Here is a 17,983-nt window from a genome sequence, read left to right as displayed (position 1 = left end):
AATATTTTTGGCAAGCCTGAGCCTGTAGGTCTAAAGTCATGACAAAACAGGCCCCTGAGTTGAGGACATATCTACAAATTTGAATTATTATAAAATACATATAATTCCTTTCTAGTTATTCATTAACTTTTTAAAGGAGGGCTTTGCTTTTGAAGACACTACCGACGATTCCCCAGCCGAAAACCTATGGACCTCTTGGCAATATTCCGTTGATTGATACCGATACTCCAACTTTATCGCTTGGTGAACTGGCTAAAGAATACGGACCGATTTTTCGTTTTCAAAAATTTGGTGGAGATTCCTCTCTCATGATTACCGGTCATGAACTGGCTGCCGAGGTATGCGATGAAAGACGCTTTGACAAGAACATCAAAGGTCCTCTAGAAAAAGTGCGTGCCTTTACAGGCGACGGGCTATTTACCAGCACAACCGATGAGCCGAATTGGCGAAAGGCACACAATATCCTTATGCCCGCGTTTAGTCAGCAAGCGATGAAGAGCTATCACCCTATGATGATTGACATTGCCCTGCAGTTGATTCAGAAATGGGCGAGGCTAAATCCGGACGACATTATTAATGTGCCGGAAGACATGACACGTCTGACACTAGATACAATCGGTTTATGCGGTTTCAGCTACCGGTTCAACAGCTTTTACCGCGAAAACGCGAATCCATTTATTCAAAGCATGGTTCGCGCCCTCGATGAAGCAATGCATCAAGGATCCCGGCTTCCGATACAGAACAAGCTGATGGTCTCAAAAAGGCGTCAGTTCGAGCACGATACGAAATCGATGTTTGCCCTCGTAGACAAAATCATTTCCGATCGAAAGACTCTGGGGGACCAAGGGGAAACCGACCTGCTTGCCCGTATGCTGAACTCAAGGGATCCGGAAACGGGTGAAAGGTTGGATGATGAAAACATTCGATACCAGATGATCACGTTTCTGATTGCCGGACATGAGACGACGAGTGGATTGCTGTCGTTTACTCTGTATTTTTTGACCCAATTTCCGAATGTGCTGGACAAAGCCTACGAAGAAGCGGACCGCGTCATCTCTGGCGAATTTCCGACATATCAGGAAGTGACGGAGCTGAAGTACATCCGAATGATTCTGAACGAATCGCTGCGGTTGTGGCCGACGGCACCGGCTTTCTCTCTTTACGCGAAAGAGGATACTGTGATCGGAGGAAAATATCCCGTTGCCAAAGGGGAACAGCTTGTAATCATATTGCCCCAGCTGCACAGGGATAAAAATGCTTGGGGAGAAGATGCGGAGGAGTTCCGTCCCGAACGCTTCTCTGATCCGGACAAAATCCCCGCACATGCCTATAAGCCGTTTGGCAATGGCCAACGTGCCTGCATCGGCATGCAGTTTGCCATGCATGAGGCTGCCCTTGTCCTCGGGATGGTCCTTAAATCATTTGAGCTGGTTGACGACCGTAATTACAAGCTGAAAATCAAACAAACGCTGACGCTGAAGCCGGATCACTTGATGATTCGTGTGCGTCCGCGTGATGATGAGAAGCTAAGGCCTTCCGCTGCGGCAATTCTGACGGCAGAACGTAAATCGGAAAGCGCTAGAGTGCCAGAGCAGATCAAGCCGTTACCAAACAGCACCCTGCTCGGAATAAACAATCGCCCACTTCTTGTACTGTACGGCTCGAATATGGGAACGGCAGAGGGCATTGCCCGTACATTGGCCGATACGGCCAACTTGCATGGCGTCAATAGCGAGGTAGCGGCGCTGAACGACCGGGCCTACAGCCTTCCAAAAGAAGGTGCATTAATCATTGTCGCCTCTTCCTATAACGGGAAGCCGACGACGAATGCAATTCAGTTCATGCAATGGCTGGAGAACGCAGGGCCTGGTGAAGGTGAGGGCGTTCGGTATACCGTATTCGGCTGCGGTGACCGCAATTGGTCCAGCACCTATCAGGCAGTACCCCGCTATATCGATGAGCAGCTGGCAAGAATCGGCGCGGTTCGCTTCTCACCACGAGGCGAGGGAGATGCGAGCGCTGATTTCGAACAGCAGTTTGACGAATGGCAGCACCAAATGTGGAAGGATGCCATGGAGGCTTTTCAACTCAAGCTGAATGAAAACATCGAGAAGGAACGCAGTACCTTGAATGTTCAGTTCGTCAGTGGTACGGCAGGATCTCCGCTCGCTAAAACGTATGAAGCGGTGCATGCAACCGTTAAGGTAAACCGAGAACTTCAGCTTATTGGTAGCGGACGCAGTACCCGTCATCTGGAAATCCTGCTTCCCCAGGGGATGACTTACCAGGAAGGCGATCATGCAGGCATTCTACCGTTAAATTCAGATGAGAACGTCAGCCGAGTGCTCCGCCGATTTAAGTTGAACGCGAACGATCATTTACTCCTTACCGCAAGCGGCTTGAGCGCAGCCCATCTTCCATTGGGCCACCCGGTCAAGCTGTATGATCTACTTCGGTCTAGCGTAGAACTGCAAGATCCGGCAACTCGAGCCCAGCTACGTGAATTGGCAGCTTATACGGTATGTCCGCCGCACAAGATCGAGCTTGAAGAACTGATGGAGGAGCAGACTTACCGAAGCGAGGTGCTTGGCAAACGAATTACCATGCTCGATTTATTGGAAAAATATCCAGCCAGCGAGCTGCCCTTTGAACGGTTTCTGGAGCTGCTCCCAGCATTAAAGCCAAGGTATTATTCCATTTCGAGCTCACCCAAATTAATTCCGGACCAAATTAGCATCACGGTTGCCGTAGTACGTGGTCCAGCCCGTAACGGACAGGGGGAATATAGAGGATTAGCATCCAATTTCCTGGCGGAATGCAATCCGGGTGAGGATGTTCTCTTGTTCATCCGGACGCCGGAATCCGGTTTCCAGCTGCCTGAAGATCCGAGTACGCCGATCGTGATGGTAGGCCCGGGAACCGGTGTGGCACCATTCCGCGGTTTTCTACAGGCGCGTGAAGCTTTTAAACGGGAGGGTGTCAAACTAGGGGAGGCACATCTATATTTCGGCTGCCGCAACGAATTGGATTTTATTTACCGTGATGAACTGGAGCATTACGAGCAGGAGGGCATCGTGACATTGCATACCGGTTTTTCACGTAATGAAAAAAGCACCAAAACCTATGTGCAGCACCTTATAGAAAAAGATGCAGAGCTTATCATTGGACTGCTGGAAAACGGGGGAGGTCTGTACCTCTGCGGTGACGGCAGCAAAATGGCGCCGGATGTAGAGGCAGCTTTGTGCAAAGCCTACCAGAACATTAATGGTATTGGTGAACTAGAGGCCAACCAGTGGCTAATGGATTTACAAAGCCGAGGCACCTATGCCAAAGATGTATGGGCCGGATAAAAAACGCACATTTTCACCATTAGATCCACACAACTCTTCCCTAAGATAAAGACAATAAAACAACAAGGGAGGCATATCAATGACACGGTCATGGTTGCAAATAATACTGATTCCATTAAACTTAGGCTTTAAGATAATTGGCAAGAAGAATCGGGGTGAACGGGGCTCCTCTTCTAATCTATTAGCATCCGATTGGAATATTCATTCCGAATATTTTGAGTTAAAAGTAGAAAATGAACGTCTGAAAAATGAACTCCAGAAGCTATCAACCAACTAATTTGTTGACAATTCCTATCGTGTTCCCTATAATTTCATTAAATAATGAAATATCTTCAATGGATCAGGCAATACATCTTATACAGATGTATGTGCCGGGCTGGCATAGCTGGCAGCAGGTAAGGATGTATACACCTGTGGGACTATTTTAATAGTCTCACAGGTGTTTTTTGATTTAATCCAATACATCTCATTCTATAATTAGGAGGTTAACTGGTCTATGTCTATGGCCATGTCCGATTCAAAGAAAAAAACGAAAGTTGCTGCCTTGTCCATTTTTTCTAATGCAGCGCTCATCATTTTAAAAATCATCGCAGGGGTTTTGAGCGGGTCGGTCAGTATTCTTTCAGAAGCGATTCACTCCTCAATGGACCTCGTTGCCTCGTTGATCGCATTTTTCTCTGTCAAATATTCTTCCAAGCCGGCTGATAAAGATCATCCGTATGGACATGGTAAAATCGAAAATATATCTGGGGTCATTGAAGGGCTTTTGATCTTTGTCGCAGCGATATTAATCATTATAGAAGCAGCTAAAAAAATACTGTATCCCTCTGAGATCAAGCAAACAACAGTAGCTATCAGTGTCATGGTGATTGCAGCAGTGGCGAATTTCTTCGTATCTAGAATGATTTATAGGGTTGCTAAGGAAGAAGATTCGATTGCGCTTGAAGCTGACGCGCTTCATTTGAAAACAGACATTTACACCTCTTTGGGAGTTGGAGTAGGAATACTATTAATTCAACTAACAGGAGTAAAACTACTCGATCCAATCGTTGCTATCCTGGTGGCGTGTTTAATCATCAAGGAAGCATGGGAGTTAGTCAGCACTGCATTTAAACCTCTATTGGATGGTAAACTGTCCGATGAAGAAGAAGAGAAGATACTTCAGATTCTGAACAAATATGGCGGGCAAATTATTGATTTTCACGATTTGCGGACAAGAAGAGCAGGGAATGCGAAATTTATCGATTTTCATATCACTGTGAATAAACGCTTAACGGTAGAAGAGTCTCATCATATTTGCGACCTTATTGAAAAGGATATTGATGAGCAAATTGTAAATACAAACGTCACTATTCACATTGAACCGGATGATTTTAAAATTACCGGACAATGATTTCTTGGCTGCATCAGCTTTTTGGCAGTACTCCTAAGCTGTAATTCATTAGCACTGATTTTGGAAATAGAGACTCTTATTTTCAATTTGAACCTGTTTAGACGGATGTTCAGGGATAACCCCTGGACATCCGTCGTTTTTCTTTATTTTCGGATCACATCGAAAATCTAGTAAATCACTTCAATACCGAGATCCGCCAGTTTAGCGAGCCAATCGTCAGAAGGCTTTTCGTCGGTGACAAGCACATGAATTTGCTCCAAATCCGACAGCTGAACAAAGGAGGCTTTATCAAACTTAGTGTGATCTACAAGCAAAATCACCTGGCTCCCTTGCTGGATCATCCGTTTCTTCAGCTCACATTCCGGTTCATTGGAATCCATGACCCCTTTTTCGGCGGATATGGCTTTGCAGCTGATGATCACTTTATCCACATGATATTTTTGAACCGTGTCCTGCGCAACTGGACCGACCAGGGACAAGGAACGATTGCGAAGGGTGCCTCCTGTGGAAATCAACTGAATGTCTTGACCCGCCAATTCATGCAAGGCTTCGACTGAATTGGTAATTACCGTAAGGTTCTGCTTTTTGTTCAATTGCTTTAATAACTCATAGGCGGTAGAACTAGGATCGATCATCAATGTGTCGCCATTTTGAATCAAATCTAATGCCTTGAATGCAATTTTCATTTTAATATCTTGATTGGTCGCGTTTCTTGTGGCAAAAGGAAGGTCCTCACTCGACTGACGGGTAACAATTGCACCGCCGTATGTCCGGTTTACAATGCCTTCCTTCTCCAGCTTTTCAAGATCGCGGCGAATGGTTTCTTCTGTCACCTTATACATTTGAGCCAATTCAGCAACAAGAACACGCTTTTCGAGCATGGCCTGATCGGCGATTTTTTGGCGTCTTTCAGCTGCTAGCATAAAAAACTCCCCTCGATCCATAAGGATATGAAATAATCATGTTCCTTTATCATATCGAAAGTATGAATATGTTGGCAATGTATTATCTTTTTTTTGATTTAAACCTTTAGAAGAATATTAAACAGACGTAAAACAAATAAATACAACATAATTCAAACATAATTTCGTTGACAAAACAACACACTGGAATTAGCATGAAGGTGTGGTCGATCTTGATTGAAGTAAACAAATACGTTTGAACCAAAAAATGGTGACAGGGGAGATTGGACATATGAAATCATACGTCAACGATTCTTTGAATTATATCGGCACGGTAGAAGCTCCGTTTATCCGGGAAATGTCCGAAGTGACTCATAACATGTGGAGAAATGGATGGGATGAGCGCAACGGGGGGAACGTCAGCTATATTATTGACGAGTCTGAAGTGGCTAAATACATCGATATCCATAACGTGCTAAGAACTATTAAGCCAACGTTCCCGGTTCATGACTTAGCAGGAAAGTATTTTGTTGTTACAGGGTCTGGCAAGTATTTTAAAAATGTGATGGCGGATTCTGAGCTAAATCTTGGCGTGCTGCGGGTATCGAAAAAAGGTGAAGAGCTTGAGGTCCTTTGGGGCCTAAGAGATGGCGGTGTTCCGACAAGCGAGCTGCCGTCCCATTTTATGAGCCACATGGCACGTCTGAAGGCTGACCCTAATCACCGAGTTGTCCTTCATACCCATGCAACGAACGTAATTGCCATGACTTTTATCCACGATCTAGACGAGGATCGTTTTACGAAAACCCTTTGGGAAATGTGCACCGAATGTCTGGTTGTATTCCCTGATGGGGTCAGCGTTATTCCGTGGATTGTTCCTGGAACGACGGAAATCGGACGGGCGACATCCGAGAAAATGAAATCGAGCCGAGTGGTAATATGGCCGCAGCATGGTATTTACGGTGCAGGCACCACGATCGATGAAACTTTCGGACTGATCGAAACGGTCGAGAAAGCAGCACAAGTATATATGTTGATTGCGCATCTCCCAATCAAGCAAAGCATCACTGAACTTCAGCTTCGAGACTTGGCCAAAGCCTTCGGAGTCACACCGAAGCCAGGAGTACTAAAGGACTAACGAAGGGGCATAATGAGTTTTTATGGACTACCTATGAATCTTCAAAATTATGAGGCGTAAACACAACTTTGTGTTGGCGCCTTTTTTCTTGCAAAAGAAACTATTAAAACCGACAATTGGGGCGATAATATGTTAGATATTTTTACAAAAAAACGATATATCATAATCAATGCTGATGATTTAGGGATTACTCGCACAACAAACCAAGCGATATTTGCTCTACTGCAGAAGAATGTTGTTACATCCGCATCCTTAATGGTGCCTTGCGCCCATGCACATGCTGCTGTTCGACTTTGTAAAAGGATCAATAAGCCTAACATCGGGATTCATCTTACACTGACGAGCGTGGAGAGCCAATATCTAAAACCGGTGTTTCGAAGTAAACATCTGCGTACGCTAACAACCGAAGAAGGATTTTTCCCACATGACATATCAGAAGTGGAAAAGAAGGCCGATCCCGAAGAAGCTCGAATGGAATTAGAAGCGCAAATTGCTTCGGCTATTTCATTCGGATTAGACCCCACACATTTGGACAGCCATGCCGGAAGTATTATGGGACTGAATTTTGACCGCGATTTCCTGGAAATCGCTTTTGATTTATGCGAAAAATTTAGGCTTCCGTTTAACTTACCGCAAAGAATCATCGAGCAACCTTTTTACACCGAAAGCCAAAAACAACGATTTGCTCAAAGGATCGAATCTGCAAAGAGACGCGGCATTCTTTTAATTCATGATTTGTACAGTCTTCCTTATCAGTTACAAGAAGGTGAAGACTACGATGATATAAAGAGAGAATTCATCGAGCGACTACAGCACCTTGGGCCTGGCATTACACAAATTGTCGCACATCCTTCTCTGACCACACCGGAAATCCAAGCATTAACGCCGCACTATAAAAAGAGGGAAATCGAATTTCGTTTGTTTTCAGATCCGGAGATTGTAAAACTTATGAATAAAGAAGGGCTAGAGCTTATTTCTTGGAGAGTTGTACGGGATTTTCAGAGAGCAATGTGCAATAATTAATTAGCTGTATAATTCCTAATTTGTTGATATCTTTACGGAGGTGAACATAAGTGGACTTGCGATTAACATTTAATGAGGACCCTCAAAACTATGACCAGTTGCGGCCATCGTACGTAACCGAACTATTTGATGATATCATCCATTATTCCGAATTGACTAATTCAAAAAGTGCACTCGAAATTGGCATCGGAACGGGGAAAGCAACCTTACCCTTTCTGAAAACAGGCTGTAAAGTTACCGCTGTCGAGCTTGGAAAGGATTTGGCCGAGTATGTAAAACAAAAGTTTTCAGAATTCAGGAACTTCGAAGTTATAAACCTTGATTTTGAACAGTATACCGCTGAAGGTAATCAATATGACCTCATCTATTCGGCAACGGCCTTTCATTGGATACCGCAGGAATTGGGCCTAACTAAGGCATACAGTCTACTTACGCCCGGAGGAACGATCGCTTTGTTCTGGAACCATCCCTTTGTAGGTAGAGGTGACGATGCGCTTCATCAAGAAATTAGAAAGGCATACGCCAAGTATAGACCACCTGAAAAAACGCTCACTGAGTTTGATGAAAGCTCATTAAAGCCGTACACAGATGCCTTGTCAACATACGGCTTCAAAGATGTTAGGGCCAAGATTTATCGACAAACCCGTCAGTTAAATGCCCAAGAATATATTTCACTGCTCAATACATATTCAGACCATCGAGCTTTGGAGGAGAAGGTAAAAGCTGGTTTGGAGTATGAAATCGCTCAGTCTATAGATAAGTTTGGAGGCTTGATCACAATTTACGATACGATCGATTTGTATTTGGCAAAAAAGCCTTTAACCATCATGCGTTAATTCAATGTTCCAAGGTGAGGTCCCATGCTTCCGTAACGGAAACAGGGGCCTTTTGGCTTGTCTCTCCGCTGCCTTCCTCGGCCCAAAGCGGAGGATAATAAGCAAAAACCTGACCTTTTTCAAGGCGACTCATATCCTCACGCCAGCTCTCCCACCGAAAGGTTTGATAGAACTGTTCTAGATCCCCTTCCGCCAGCCATCCGAGAAATCCGGAATATTGGAGGTCCGTCGATTCCCATTCCAGGGTATCCGGTGCGAAATAATAGATAAGACCGCTACGACCAAACTTACCCGTATCCAGCGCAAAAAAACCTCCAGCTGCGTCGTAGGCAACCACAAGCATGCCGTCAAGAGAGGGAACTACAGGATCTACCGAATTTTGTAGCCCATTCCACGTCATTAAACTACCGAAGATACTGGGGCTTCCAGATCCAAGCAAGGTAATCCAGCCGCTGTCCCACACGATTCCCCCTGTTTCATAAGCAATTGCTCCTAAATAGGACTTTGTGCTTACTTGCAAATGATATAGCATATCCTGCGCAAACTCGCGATTAGAAGGGAGGATAGAGGAATTATGGCCGCCGCGCAAAAGTTCAAGGATTTCCTCCCAGGCATGATTGTCTCTGTCGATCAGCTCTTCCACAGTTAATGAATGCATGAAAAATCCCCTTTCTATTTGCATATTTTGTACCTGTCGCTTCCTAGCTTTTCCAGTGTATCATGGATAAATAAGAATTAGTAATGAGTGTTGTAAGAAAGGAAAGGTAAGCTTGGAGAGATTAGGCGCGGCATTAAAACGATTTTTGGAGCAGCAGGACCAATATAATATAACATACGGATTGTTTAAAAATCATGATATACGCCTTCGGGAGGCGCCATTTGAACCGGTAGTCGATCAGCGGATTCCTCTATCTGCAGAGCTTGAGTATTTTTACACCCGATGTGAAATCAGGGATGCGAGCGCCGAAGGGACGCTTAAGATGAAAAGTGCAGCAGTAGAAATAGGGGATGCGGCCGTGCTCTTTTTTGCGGCACCGGAGCATTTGCAACGCCAGCAGCTAGGGTTCCGTTGGATCGGTCAGAACGAGCCTTACCGGGAGTCCGAAACATGGCAGAGCCAGCATGTGGTTATCGCCAATTTCAACGATGATCCCCTAATTGTAGATACATCCTCGCAGGACTCACCAGTATATGCATGTGTTGCTGGCGCTAATCCTGAGTGCGTAGCTGCGTCGCTCGCAGACTTTTTCATAGCTCTAGCCATTCTAATTGAGGGGGCTTATGCCTTTGGCGGTGAGGTAAAGGATGGAGAGTCCTTTGAAACCAAAGAGACTTACCTGGAGCTAGTAGAGCCACCATTGTGGGAACTATTGGGGAAAGAAACTACAGCACATCTCATAGACTATTTATCGCTTTAGTTAAAATCAATAAAATTGACTTAAGGTTTGCCTAACACTGTACATAAGGAGACGGATTGTGATGAGTTGGTTAAACAAAGAGATTGCAGAACGCTGGAGGACGGAAGGAAAGAGATATGCTTCTGACATCAACGAATATGTACGCAAAGGCATGGAGACCGGCTGGCAGGAGAATTTGAAGGAGCCGGAAGAGGATCAGCGCCGAAGTATTGCCGCAGATATCATAGAGATGATTCGCGGGGCCAATCAGGCTGGCGAAATGAAAAAGCTGCGCGAGGAGCTCCCTCCTGCATCCTGGCCGTTGACGTCCGAGTTTCAAGAGCAATTACAGGCTGTGAAACCTTTGGCCTTTTTGCAGGATGGAAGCTTGCTGGTCCACGCCGGAGGGTTTAATGAAGGTGGAACTCTATATATCGCTCAAGGTGAGGAACTGACCAAGGTTCTCGGGGCCAATTTTGCCGGAGGCTCGCGGGATGGGGAGTATGTTGCTCTGGTTAATGAAGAGGGAATTCGAGTCATTCGCGGAATGATGAGCGATGTGGAAGGTGAGCAGGTAGCCGTTTATCTGTGGAAGGATATCCAAAACAAGCTCAAGACCGCACTCCCAGGTCTGGAATCATTGGCTGACGTAGAGCAACCCGAGAGCGTGATGGATGAAGTGATTCCTTTTGATGAAGGGAAAAAACTGCTGCTCGTTTGCGGATATGGTATTTATTTACTCAGTGAGGGCGAGGCCGAGTTGCTTCACCCTGAATTGGCGGATCTCAGAAAGTACGATATGGAGGATACAGTTTTAGACATGGCCCATGGCGACGTATCACCGGATGGAAGATGGCTTACCTACGGTTCGCAGAGCAGTGAGCATGTCTTGATGGATCTAAAGGACAGAAAGGTATATGCCTTCGAACCTGCCTCCAGCTACCCGCACTTCGCTCGGTTCTCGAAGGACAGTTGTGAGGTATGGTATAACGCCTGCCATTTCTATAATGGGGCAACGATTAAGGTGCCAGTGGCGGAAGCCGGACAAGGAATAGCCAGCGACAACTCGGTAGAATGGCCGTTAATGAATGAGGAAATGCGGGTTTACGCAGCGGCGGCTTTGAAGAAAGGGCTTATTTTGGGCGATGCGTATGGATACCTTAAAATGATTGATGAGAATGGTCAGGAGGTTTGGCGTTACTTCGTAGGCAGCACGATTTTCGGAATGACAGCAACCTCAGACGAGAAGGTACTTGCCGTTGGCACTTACGGAGGAATGCTCCATCTGCTCAATCTAGATAGCGGCGTGAAGAGCGAGTACAGCATCGGGACAGCCGATATTTTGGAAACGGACCGTTGGGTACTGTGGCGGAATCAGGAGCCTTTACGCTGGTAAATGGGTTTTTACGGACCGCTCCCCGGTCGGCTATGGCAGGTAGCTTACCTTATGCCGGAAAGGAGGTGATAAAGATGAATACGATACACATGTTGGTCGGCATTCCGGGGAGCGGAAAAAGCCATTACGCCAAACAATTATGCAAGCGTGAAAGGGCAGTTCTGGTGGCAACAGACGCGATTCGTGAAAGGCTGTTCGGAAGCGAAACCAGACAAAAAAACACGTACCTTGTTTTTGACGAAGCGTTTGCCGAGATCGAACAGACGCTGTCGTCCGGAAGGAACGTCGTTTTTGATGCTACGAACGTTGCCCGAGACCGGCGGATTCAATTTTTGAAGAGATTTAGGAATGTCCCGGTAGAATGCCATGCCTGTATTACGCCCTACGAGATTGCCAGGGAACGAGTTAGGACGCGAAAGCGAAAAATCGAGGACAAAGTGCTGGAGAAGTATGTAAAAAACTTTGAGTTTCCTGTGCTGACCGAAGGCTTTGATCGCCTGCATATCGTTCATACGCCTGCAGACGTCGACTTAAACCGGGAAGAACTGGAGAAGCTGCTTGCGCGAAAACCGGATCATGACGAGCTGTTTGCCTATTTGCGGAAGTCACCTTATTTTGACGTAATGCTAGGCTTTGATCAGGGAAATCCGCATCATTCCAAAACGTTGTCCGAGCATACCTTTGCGGTTATGGATTATATCAACGTTTTTTACGAAGGGGAGCATTTGCTTCAGATGCAGCTTGCTGCCTTGTTTCATGACGCAGGGAAACCGTTCTGTAAGATCTGGAAGGAAAACCGGGGATATTATTCTTATTTTGGACACGAGCATGTATCCGCCGCAATCGCCTGCCATGTCCTGAAAGAGCTGGGATATGACGACGATTTTATGTTACATGTGGTGAACATGGTGAGCTTCCATATGGAGATTTTGCATGGCGGGGACGCCGGTGCATCTAGGATTTATCATTTACTCGGCGATGAGTTGCTCGCTGAATTGTATTTTTTTGCGGAAGCGGACACGTTCGCGAAATAGAGGTGATTTATATGAAGGTAAAATATCCGAAGACAATGCACCTGCCTTGGTCACGGAGCTATACGGACGATGATAAGATTCTCGCAGGTACAGACCATTTTAACGGGCGTGAGGTCGTGATTACCGAAAAAATGGACGGGGAAAACACGACGATGTATTGCGATTTTATTCACGCCAGATCGCTTGACAGCAAGGATCATCCCTCGCGACATTATGTGAAGACGCTGCACGGGGGAATCCGCTATATGATCCCGGAGGGGTACCGGCTTTGCGGGGAAAACGTGTATGCGAAGCATTCGCTCGCCTATACGTCTCTTCCAGGCTATTTCCTGCTCTTTTCGGTCTGGAACGATCAAAACATTTGTATGTCCTGGGATGAGACCACGGCGTGGGCGGAAAAGCTCGGGATTCCACTTGTTCCGGTGCTGTATCGCGGGATGTGGAGCGAAGAAGCTGCGAAGAAATGCTACACTATGCAGTCCAAATTCGGCGGAGAACAAGAGGGCTATGTGGTCCGGCTGGCATCCGAATTTGCATATGAGGATTTTAAGCGATCCGTCGCCAAGTTTGTCCGAAAAAATCACGTGCAAACCGATGAGCATTGGTTAAGCAAACCCATAGAACCAAACGATTTAGCGTAGAGAAGTAGTGTGGGTATGATTAAAAAAATGAGGAGGGATTGTCATGTAATGCAGTTAAGGTTACTCACATTTTCCCGTGATATTTGATCTAATTAAACACCAACATACATAGGGAATTAGGGCTTAATTAAGTAGGTCAAAGGTATGTTTTTCCAATTTGAGAGGTGATTTTAGTTGATTGTGCAATTCTTAAAACCGTATACTATTTATGAATCAGGCTATGGAATCCCTTCCTTCTACCTCATCTGTTAATGGACAATAGGGTCTCCAATCTCCTGATTTTTTTATTTTGAGAGTCACTTACCAATACATAGCAAATGATTCGATCCTAGACATATGAAAGGAGAATTAGGGCGGTTTGGATAAGCTGAAAGGAGAGAGAAATAGATGAAGAAACGTGGACTATCTTTGATAAACTTGGTGTTTTTTATACCAACTATTATATTAAGCTTTGCAGTATGGAACGACTATAAAGGTTATATCAATCATATCGATGACTACTTGCCCTCACTCTCAGGAATATACGTGATGGATCAGGGGAACAAGGTCGTGGGATTGTCCGATAAAGAAGACGATGGGTTAAAAAAAGCCTACCTGTTTGACTTAGAAACAAGGAAGTTACTAAGCAAAGTGGATATTCGCTCCAACATGTTTGGCCAAATGAAGGCCATATCTTATCAGCAGGATGGCGTAATCATTCCAACCTATGATGAAAGTTCGGGACTGCAGCTTAATTTCTTTAAACCGTCAGGCATGGTTGAAGAGCTTGCACAAAGTACATTATACATCCCCAACTCCTTAACCTCGGGTGTCTATTCCTGGCGCGGGAGAATGATCATTTCCGGAGATGCGCGGGATACGGACCCATTTATAGTTCAAGTTAAGGATGGACAGCTCAAAAGAATCGCTCTGACGGCAGACAACCTGCTTCCTGCGAGGCCAGTTCGTGTAGACGAAGTAACAGGCAGCTTTAAAAACGATTTCGCGGTACCGATCTTTGAAGTAGACTTAAAAGATGATAGAACCGCTTATGTCAGCGGAGTTTTTGACAAAAACAACAGGCTTTCGGTATTAATTCCATCTAAGGAGTTAAACACCTTCGATGCTCAGGATGAAGCTGGCGCCAGGTTTGCTAAGAGCTTTGGGTTCAATAACTCAAAGCTAATCCGGGTGGACGGCGAGTATCCTGAATCAGCCAAATTTTACAATAAAAACGAGAGAAAATGGGGGGCAGTAGTTCCAACCCCCAAGCCAGTGTATCAGGCTAGAGTCTTCCTGTTAAATGACCAAGAGGTGTTGATCGCCGGATCGACAGCCAAGGATGAGCTTGATGGAACCGTGCTGGGTTATGTGTTCAATGAGAAAACCGGAAAATTCACAGATGCTACTGAGCTCCTTGGAAAGATTTCTTATAAGGAATTGGAAGGGAGCGACGCTAACTTTTATAAAGAGCTTGGCAGCGATATGTTATATTTCCAAAGCGGAGAGAAAGCAGCCGGCTTCATGAATGTGAAAAGCCATAACACTCAGCTTCTGACGACTGAGCAAGTTGAAGGTTGGATGGTTGAAAAAGGAGCGAACCAGTTCTCGCTTAAAAGCTTCTGGAACTACGTCAAGCAGTGGAATGCAGTCGTAATCAATTGGTTAGTCTGGTTGTTCATGCCATTAATTTTATTCAGCTCTATAGCAATTATATCTCTCAATATTAATAAATCGAGAAAGAAAAGGATTGCACAAGGGTTGCATCTTCCAGGTACAATCGTCCGGATGGAGGAAACCGGTCTTTTTGTCAATGAGCAGCCGCAGGTTCGCTTTGTCGTTCAGTTTGCTGATGAAGGCCAGATGAAAGAGGTTGAGATTAAGAAAGTAATTTCTTATTTCACGGACATTAAAGTCGGTGATTCGGTAATCATCAGCTATAACCGGAAGAAGAAAAGCGCAGAGTTCGTGACGGATCAGGATGTTCCTCAAGACCAAGAGCTTGATGTCATCAAAAATGCGGTTTTGCGTCGTACCGAACTTCTTGGAGATGTCAATCGCAGCCAGGTACTGAAGCTTTATTTTGTAGCAGAAGGCCGCGAATATACGGTACCCGTCGTACAACCACCTGGGTTTGAGTACCGCATAGGTGAAAAGGCGGACCTAATGATGGTTCAAGGTACAACTAGAATCCATAGCTATGGGAACGAAGGGGCTTTTGAGAAGTCGGATCAAATTTCGCTAAATGGTGAAGTGATCGGTGTGGAGAAATACCCCATTTTTACGGGGGGCCGACAGCTAATGATTCTGGAAGTAAATATAAACGACGGACCCGCGCCAATTCGTAAAGTGAATAGTATCTTTGTACCGAAAGGACTTCCCGTGCAGGCGGGTTTGGTAATTCCAATTACCATGAGAAAGAACGACTTTTTAAAAGAAACTAGACTGAGTAGAGGCAAACAGGGGGCAGCTATCGTAACCTCCGTACGATTCACCGGAACGCTGGCCGAACGGCCGCTGGCTGACATTACGGTAGAACGTGGCGGTGTTGCTTACCGCATCACTCAAACGATTGAGCCTGTTTATGGCGTTGTGGTAGGCGATGAACTGTGGATTGCTTACGATGAAAGCACTAGGGAAGCGATCATCATTAACTATTCAACGCAGTGATAAGATTATATCCTTCAGCCAGCTATTTTCATATTTCGAATGGTCCGTTTCCGAAGACAGATTATCATCTAATCTGCGTGTAGCAGCAAGCGGTAAGTACATGAACACATCGTTTTTAGACATATTTGCATATTGGCTATAAAATTGCAGATATTCATCTGAAAACTCCTTAGTTGCTTTAGCCATCGTTTGCCCAAACATCGCCTCAAGGGAGGGTGAGTTTAATAGTAAGTAAGTCCAAGCAATATCCAATAGCGGGTTGCCTGAACAGCAATCATTCCAATCAATGACTTGATATTCGTTGTTATGAACAAGGATATTTAAGGGATGAAAATCACCATGGCATAACTTGTTTTTTAGGGGGAGGCTGTTGTTGAGGTCTTGTACTTTTATAAATGCCTTCCCTAATTTGTTTCTCATTCTTGAAATCCGCCATTGATACATACTGTTCTGTGCAGGTAATCTCTCGATTGTGTACTGATGGATTTCGTAATGCAGTTTAGCGAACTTAGCAGAAATACTAGATTGATCTGTGGAATCCATCAAAGCTTCTACCAGAGGTCTCCCTTCAGCACGTTCATATACAATGGCTAAATTACCGTTCAATTCGACGGTTTTGATGTACTTTGGTATACATAATTTTGTGTTATTTAATAGCTTCCCTATATTTTCTTCACTTCTTATCATATCCATGGACACATGAGGTTTATAAATCTTAATGACTTCATTGTTCGTCCATTCATATACATTTGCGGTACCGCCGGATCCAATTAGTTTTTCTGGCTCGTTCATTTAATCCCCTCCTGTCATGTTTTCTTTGATACATTCGATTCTCATATTACTCTCTAAAAAGATGAAGTGCTATATCCCATACAGATTCTATCGGAGGTTCAACTATTATGACAGAACGTATTCCATGCAAAACGGAAGGGTGCAAGGCTACCATTTTACCAACCACCGCTGCAAAGACAGGCGGCTATTGCATGCCCTGCCATCAAGAACAGGAACGGCAAAAGCGGCAAGCTTATATTGAAAAGCACCGCAAAACAGTAGACTTATATGAGGGTCTGACGGATCCTGTAGACATTTTGAAGATCATGCACGCTCCGAAGCAGTACGATCCGTTGATTCAATATGCTCCGTATCCGCTGAGCAAAGAGCAGTTGTATGTCACATTAACGACTGACCAAGCAGCACGGATGCTAAGTTTTGCAGAGGACCTCTTGAAAGAGGACGATGCTGATAAAACGGATATAGCCGAAAATATACTATTGTCACTAGTCTGCTATCGCAATGACAATATCGCCGCAGTCTTGCCCAAGCTTCTGGAGCAGGGGATTTACCACCCTGCCATATTGTTCAAGGACGCCACTCCCGAAATCAGGGATCATCTGATCCGGCAGGTGGAGTGGGATGACGATAACCGTAACCATATCCTACTGATTTTGGGATGGATCGGGGATTCCGAGGTGATCAATCAGTTTCGAGAATGGCGATCCAATCCGCCAAAATGGGTGGATAAGCTGTATGTTGCACCAGAGATCTACGCCTTGGATGCAGGCTGGGAGCTCACATCGGATGGAGGTCGGCGCGACTTGATTAATGGCATGAACTATGCGATTGAAAAAGCGAAGGAGCCGAAACATTCCCGTACTGAGGCGCATGCAGCTGACTTTTTGACAAATAGCATCTCCACCTGCCCGTGGTGCTCCGGGAAGCTCATCACCCTGATGGATGTAAACGCAAACCATTCTTCTTTAGCCTATCTCAATCTGCAAACCGAACGGCTGCGGGTTGAAACCTGCGAGCGCTGTGGTTGCTTCGGAACGATCTACATGGACTTGGACCGTGATGGCGTACCGACTTGGAGCCGGTTAAATCGGGAGCCAGACTACTTACGCATTTTTGATGAGGAGGATTACGGGTATGATCCGGCCGCCTGGAATCTGACTCTCTCGGATGAACCACGCTCCCCGTTCTATGCCGCCATCTGGACGTTGTCTCAGCCGGATTCGCAAATTGGTGGACACCCGAGCTGGGTTCAGGACGCCGAATATCCCGAGTGCCCATGTTGTCACAAGCGTATGCGATTTATCGGTCAGGTGGACTGGGCGGATTTCGACAATTACGGCGAGGGCATTTTCTATATGTTTCTTTGTGCGGAAGACATGATGACTGCAACATTGTATCAGCAGAGCTAAGCCGGGATGAAAGGGGGAAGGTT

At 45.4% G+C, this 17,983-nt stretch carries 15 protein-coding genes and 1 riboswitch; of the genes, 12 read left to right on the top strand and 3 right to left on the bottom strand.

Annotation, left to right across the window (positions count from 1 at the left end; genetic code table 11):
* Positions 1-149 precede the first annotated feature (149 nt).
* From ACFQ3W_RS06120 to ACFQ3W_RS06110, 3 genes are all read left to right on the top strand, one after another.
* On the top strand, positions 150-3,350 hold the full coding sequence (locus tag ACFQ3W_RS06120) for a bifunctional cytochrome P450/NADPH--P450 reductase (protein WP_379317692.1): 3,201 nt from the start codon (positions 150-152) through the stop codon (positions 3,348-3,350).
* A 79-nt stretch (positions 3,351-3,429) separates the two neighbouring features.
* Entirely contained in the window at positions 3,430-3,627 is a 198-nt protein-coding gene (locus ACFQ3W_RS06115) for a hypothetical protein (protein WP_379317690.1), read from the top strand.
* A 49-nt stretch (positions 3,628-3,676) separates the two neighbouring features.
* Positions 3,677-3,774, top strand: a riboswitch (NiCo riboswitch).
* A gap of 72 nt (positions 3,775-3,846) precedes the next feature.
* On the top strand, positions 3,847-4,743 hold the full coding sequence (locus ACFQ3W_RS06110; RefSeq protein WP_379317688.1) for a cation diffusion facilitator family transporter: 897 nt from the start codon (positions 3,847-3,849) through the stop codon (positions 4,741-4,743).
* 167 nt (positions 4,744-4,910) lie between these two features.
* On the opposite strand, the gene ACFQ3W_RS06105 is transcribed toward ACFQ3W_RS06110, so the two are convergent.
* A complete protein-coding gene (locus tag ACFQ3W_RS06105) occupies positions 4,911-5,666 on the bottom strand; it encodes a DeoR/GlpR family DNA-binding transcription regulator (protein ID WP_379317686.1) in 756 nt (251 codons plus the stop codon).
* Positions 5,667-5,937: 271 nt separating this feature from the next.
* Between ACFQ3W_RS06105 and rhaD the strand changes: the two genes are divergently transcribed.
* The 3 genes from rhaD to ACFQ3W_RS06090 all read left to right on the top strand — a co-directional run bounded on the left by rhaD (position 5,938) and on the right by ACFQ3W_RS06090 (position 8,642).
* On the top strand, positions 5,938-6,783 hold the full coding sequence (gene rhaD / locus ACFQ3W_RS06100) for a rhamnulose-1-phosphate aldolase (protein WP_379317684.1): 846 nt from the start codon (positions 5,938-5,940) through the stop codon (positions 6,781-6,783).
* A gap of 129 nt (positions 6,784-6,912) precedes the next feature.
* Positions 6,913-7,806 (top strand): polysaccharide deacetylase family protein, encoded by an 894-nt coding sequence (locus ACFQ3W_RS06095; RefSeq protein WP_379317682.1) that lies wholly within the window; start codon positions 6,913-6,915, stop codon positions 7,804-7,806.
* A gap of 50 nt (positions 7,807-7,856) precedes the next feature.
* Positions 7,857-8,642 carry a class I SAM-dependent methyltransferase gene (locus tag ACFQ3W_RS06090; RefSeq protein ID WP_379317680.1) on the top strand — a complete coding sequence of 262 codons (786 nt, stop codon included), beginning with the start codon at positions 7,857-7,859 and terminating at the stop codon, positions 8,640-8,642.
* Between the two features lies 1 nt (position 8,643).
* On the opposite strand, the gene ACFQ3W_RS06085 is transcribed toward ACFQ3W_RS06090, so the two are convergent.
* Complete coding sequence (locus tag ACFQ3W_RS06085; RefSeq protein ID WP_379317678.1) at positions 8,644-9,300, bottom strand: DUF2625 family protein; 657 nt, start codon at positions 9,298-9,300, stop codon at positions 8,644-8,646.
* 112 nt (positions 9,301-9,412) lie between these two features.
* On the opposite strand from ACFQ3W_RS06085, the gene ACFQ3W_RS06080 reads away from it, so the two are divergent.
* The 5 genes from ACFQ3W_RS06080 (at position 9,413) to ACFQ3W_RS06060 (ending at position 15,759) form a co-directional block, all read left to right on the top strand.
* The gene (locus tag ACFQ3W_RS06080; protein WP_379317676.1) at positions 9,413-10,060 is read left to right on the top strand and encodes a hypothetical protein; all 648 of its coding nucleotides are present in this window, start codon (positions 9,413-9,415) and stop codon (positions 10,058-10,060) included.
* A 61-nt stretch (positions 10,061-10,121) separates the two neighbouring features.
* Entirely contained in the window at positions 10,122-11,435 is a 1,314-nt protein-coding gene (locus ACFQ3W_RS06075) for a hypothetical protein (RefSeq protein WP_379317674.1), read from the top strand.
* A 74-nt stretch (positions 11,436-11,509) separates the two neighbouring features.
* Entirely contained in the window at positions 11,510-12,469 is a 960-nt protein-coding gene (locus ACFQ3W_RS06070) for an AAA family ATPase (RefSeq protein ID WP_379317672.1), read from the top strand.
* An 11-nt stretch (positions 12,470-12,480) separates the two neighbouring features.
* Positions 12,481-13,110 carry an RNA ligase family protein gene (locus ACFQ3W_RS06065; RefSeq protein ID WP_379317670.1) on the top strand — a complete coding sequence of 210 codons (630 nt, stop codon included), beginning with the start codon at positions 12,481-12,483 and terminating at the stop codon, positions 13,108-13,110.
* A 387-nt stretch (positions 13,111-13,497) separates the two neighbouring features.
* Positions 13,498-15,759: a hypothetical protein gene (locus ACFQ3W_RS06060; protein WP_379317668.1), complete on the top strand. Its 2,262-nt coding sequence runs from the start codon at positions 13,498-13,500 to the stop codon at positions 15,757-15,759.
* Here ACFQ3W_RS06060 and ACFQ3W_RS06055 read toward each other — a convergent pair.
* Entirely contained in the window at positions 15,748-16,551 is an 804-nt protein-coding gene (locus ACFQ3W_RS06055; RefSeq protein ID WP_379317666.1) for a phosphotransferase family protein, read from the bottom strand. The two genes, ACFQ3W_RS06060 and ACFQ3W_RS06055, sit on opposite strands and share 12 nt — an antisense overlap.
* A 107-nt stretch (positions 16,552-16,658) precedes the next feature.
* Between ACFQ3W_RS06055 and ACFQ3W_RS06050 the strand changes: the two genes are divergently transcribed.
* Entirely contained in the window at positions 16,659-17,960 is a 1,302-nt protein-coding gene (locus tag ACFQ3W_RS06050; protein WP_379317664.1) for a DUF1963 domain-containing protein, read from the top strand.
* The last annotated feature ends 23 nt before the right edge of the window (positions 17,961-17,983 follow it).

The sequence above is a fragment of the Paenibacillus puldeungensis genome (genome assembly GCF_042678945.1).
Lineage (GTDB): Bacteria > Bacillota > Bacilli > Paenibacillales > Paenibacillaceae > Fontibacillus > Fontibacillus puldeungensis.
Note: the sequence above shows the minus strand (reverse complement) of the source record. Positions and strands in the feature narration are given on the sequence as shown.

Bases quoted from the DNA above. Each gene is read 5' to 3' on its own strand.
- ACFQ3W_RS06115 (WP_379317690.1), top strand. From the start codon at position 3,430: ATGACACGGTCATGGTTGCAAATAATACTGATTCCATTAAACTTAGGC.
- ACFQ3W_RS06110 (WP_379317688.1), top strand. From the start codon at position 3,847: ATGTCTATGGCCATGTCCGATTCAAAGAAAAAAACGAAAGTTGCTGCC.
- ACFQ3W_RS06105 (WP_379317686.1), bottom strand. From the start codon at position 5,666: ATGCTAGCAGCTGAAAGACGCCAAAAAATCGCCGATCAGGCCATGCTC.
- rhaD (WP_379317684.1), top strand. From the start codon at position 5,938: ATGAAATCATACGTCAACGATTCTTTGAATTATATCGGCACGGTAGAA.
- ACFQ3W_RS06095 (WP_379317682.1), top strand. From the start codon at position 6,913: ATGTTAGATATTTTTACAAAAAAACGATATATCATAATCAATGCTGAT.
- ACFQ3W_RS06085 (WP_379317678.1), bottom strand. From the start codon at position 9,300: ATGCATTCATTAACTGTGGAAGAGCTGATCGACAGAGACAATCATGCC.
- ACFQ3W_RS06075 (WP_379317674.1), top strand. From the start codon at position 10,122: ATGAGTTGGTTAAACAAAGAGATTGCAGAACGCTGGAGGACGGAAGGA.
- ACFQ3W_RS06070 (WP_379317672.1), top strand. From the start codon at position 11,510: ATGAATACGATACACATGTTGGTCGGCATTCCGGGGAGCGGAAAAAGC.
- ACFQ3W_RS06065 (WP_379317670.1), top strand. From the start codon at position 12,481: ATGAAGGTAAAATATCCGAAGACAATGCACCTGCCTTGGTCACGGAGC.
- ACFQ3W_RS06060 (WP_379317668.1), top strand. From the start codon at position 13,498: ATGAAGAAACGTGGACTATCTTTGATAAACTTGGTGTTTTTTATACCA.
- ACFQ3W_RS06055 (WP_379317666.1), bottom strand. From the start codon at position 16,551: ATGAACGAGCCAGAAAAACTAATTGGATCCGGCGGTACCGCAAATGTA.
- ACFQ3W_RS06050 (WP_379317664.1), top strand. From the start codon at position 16,659: ATGACAGAACGTATTCCATGCAAAACGGAAGGGTGCAAGGCTACCATT.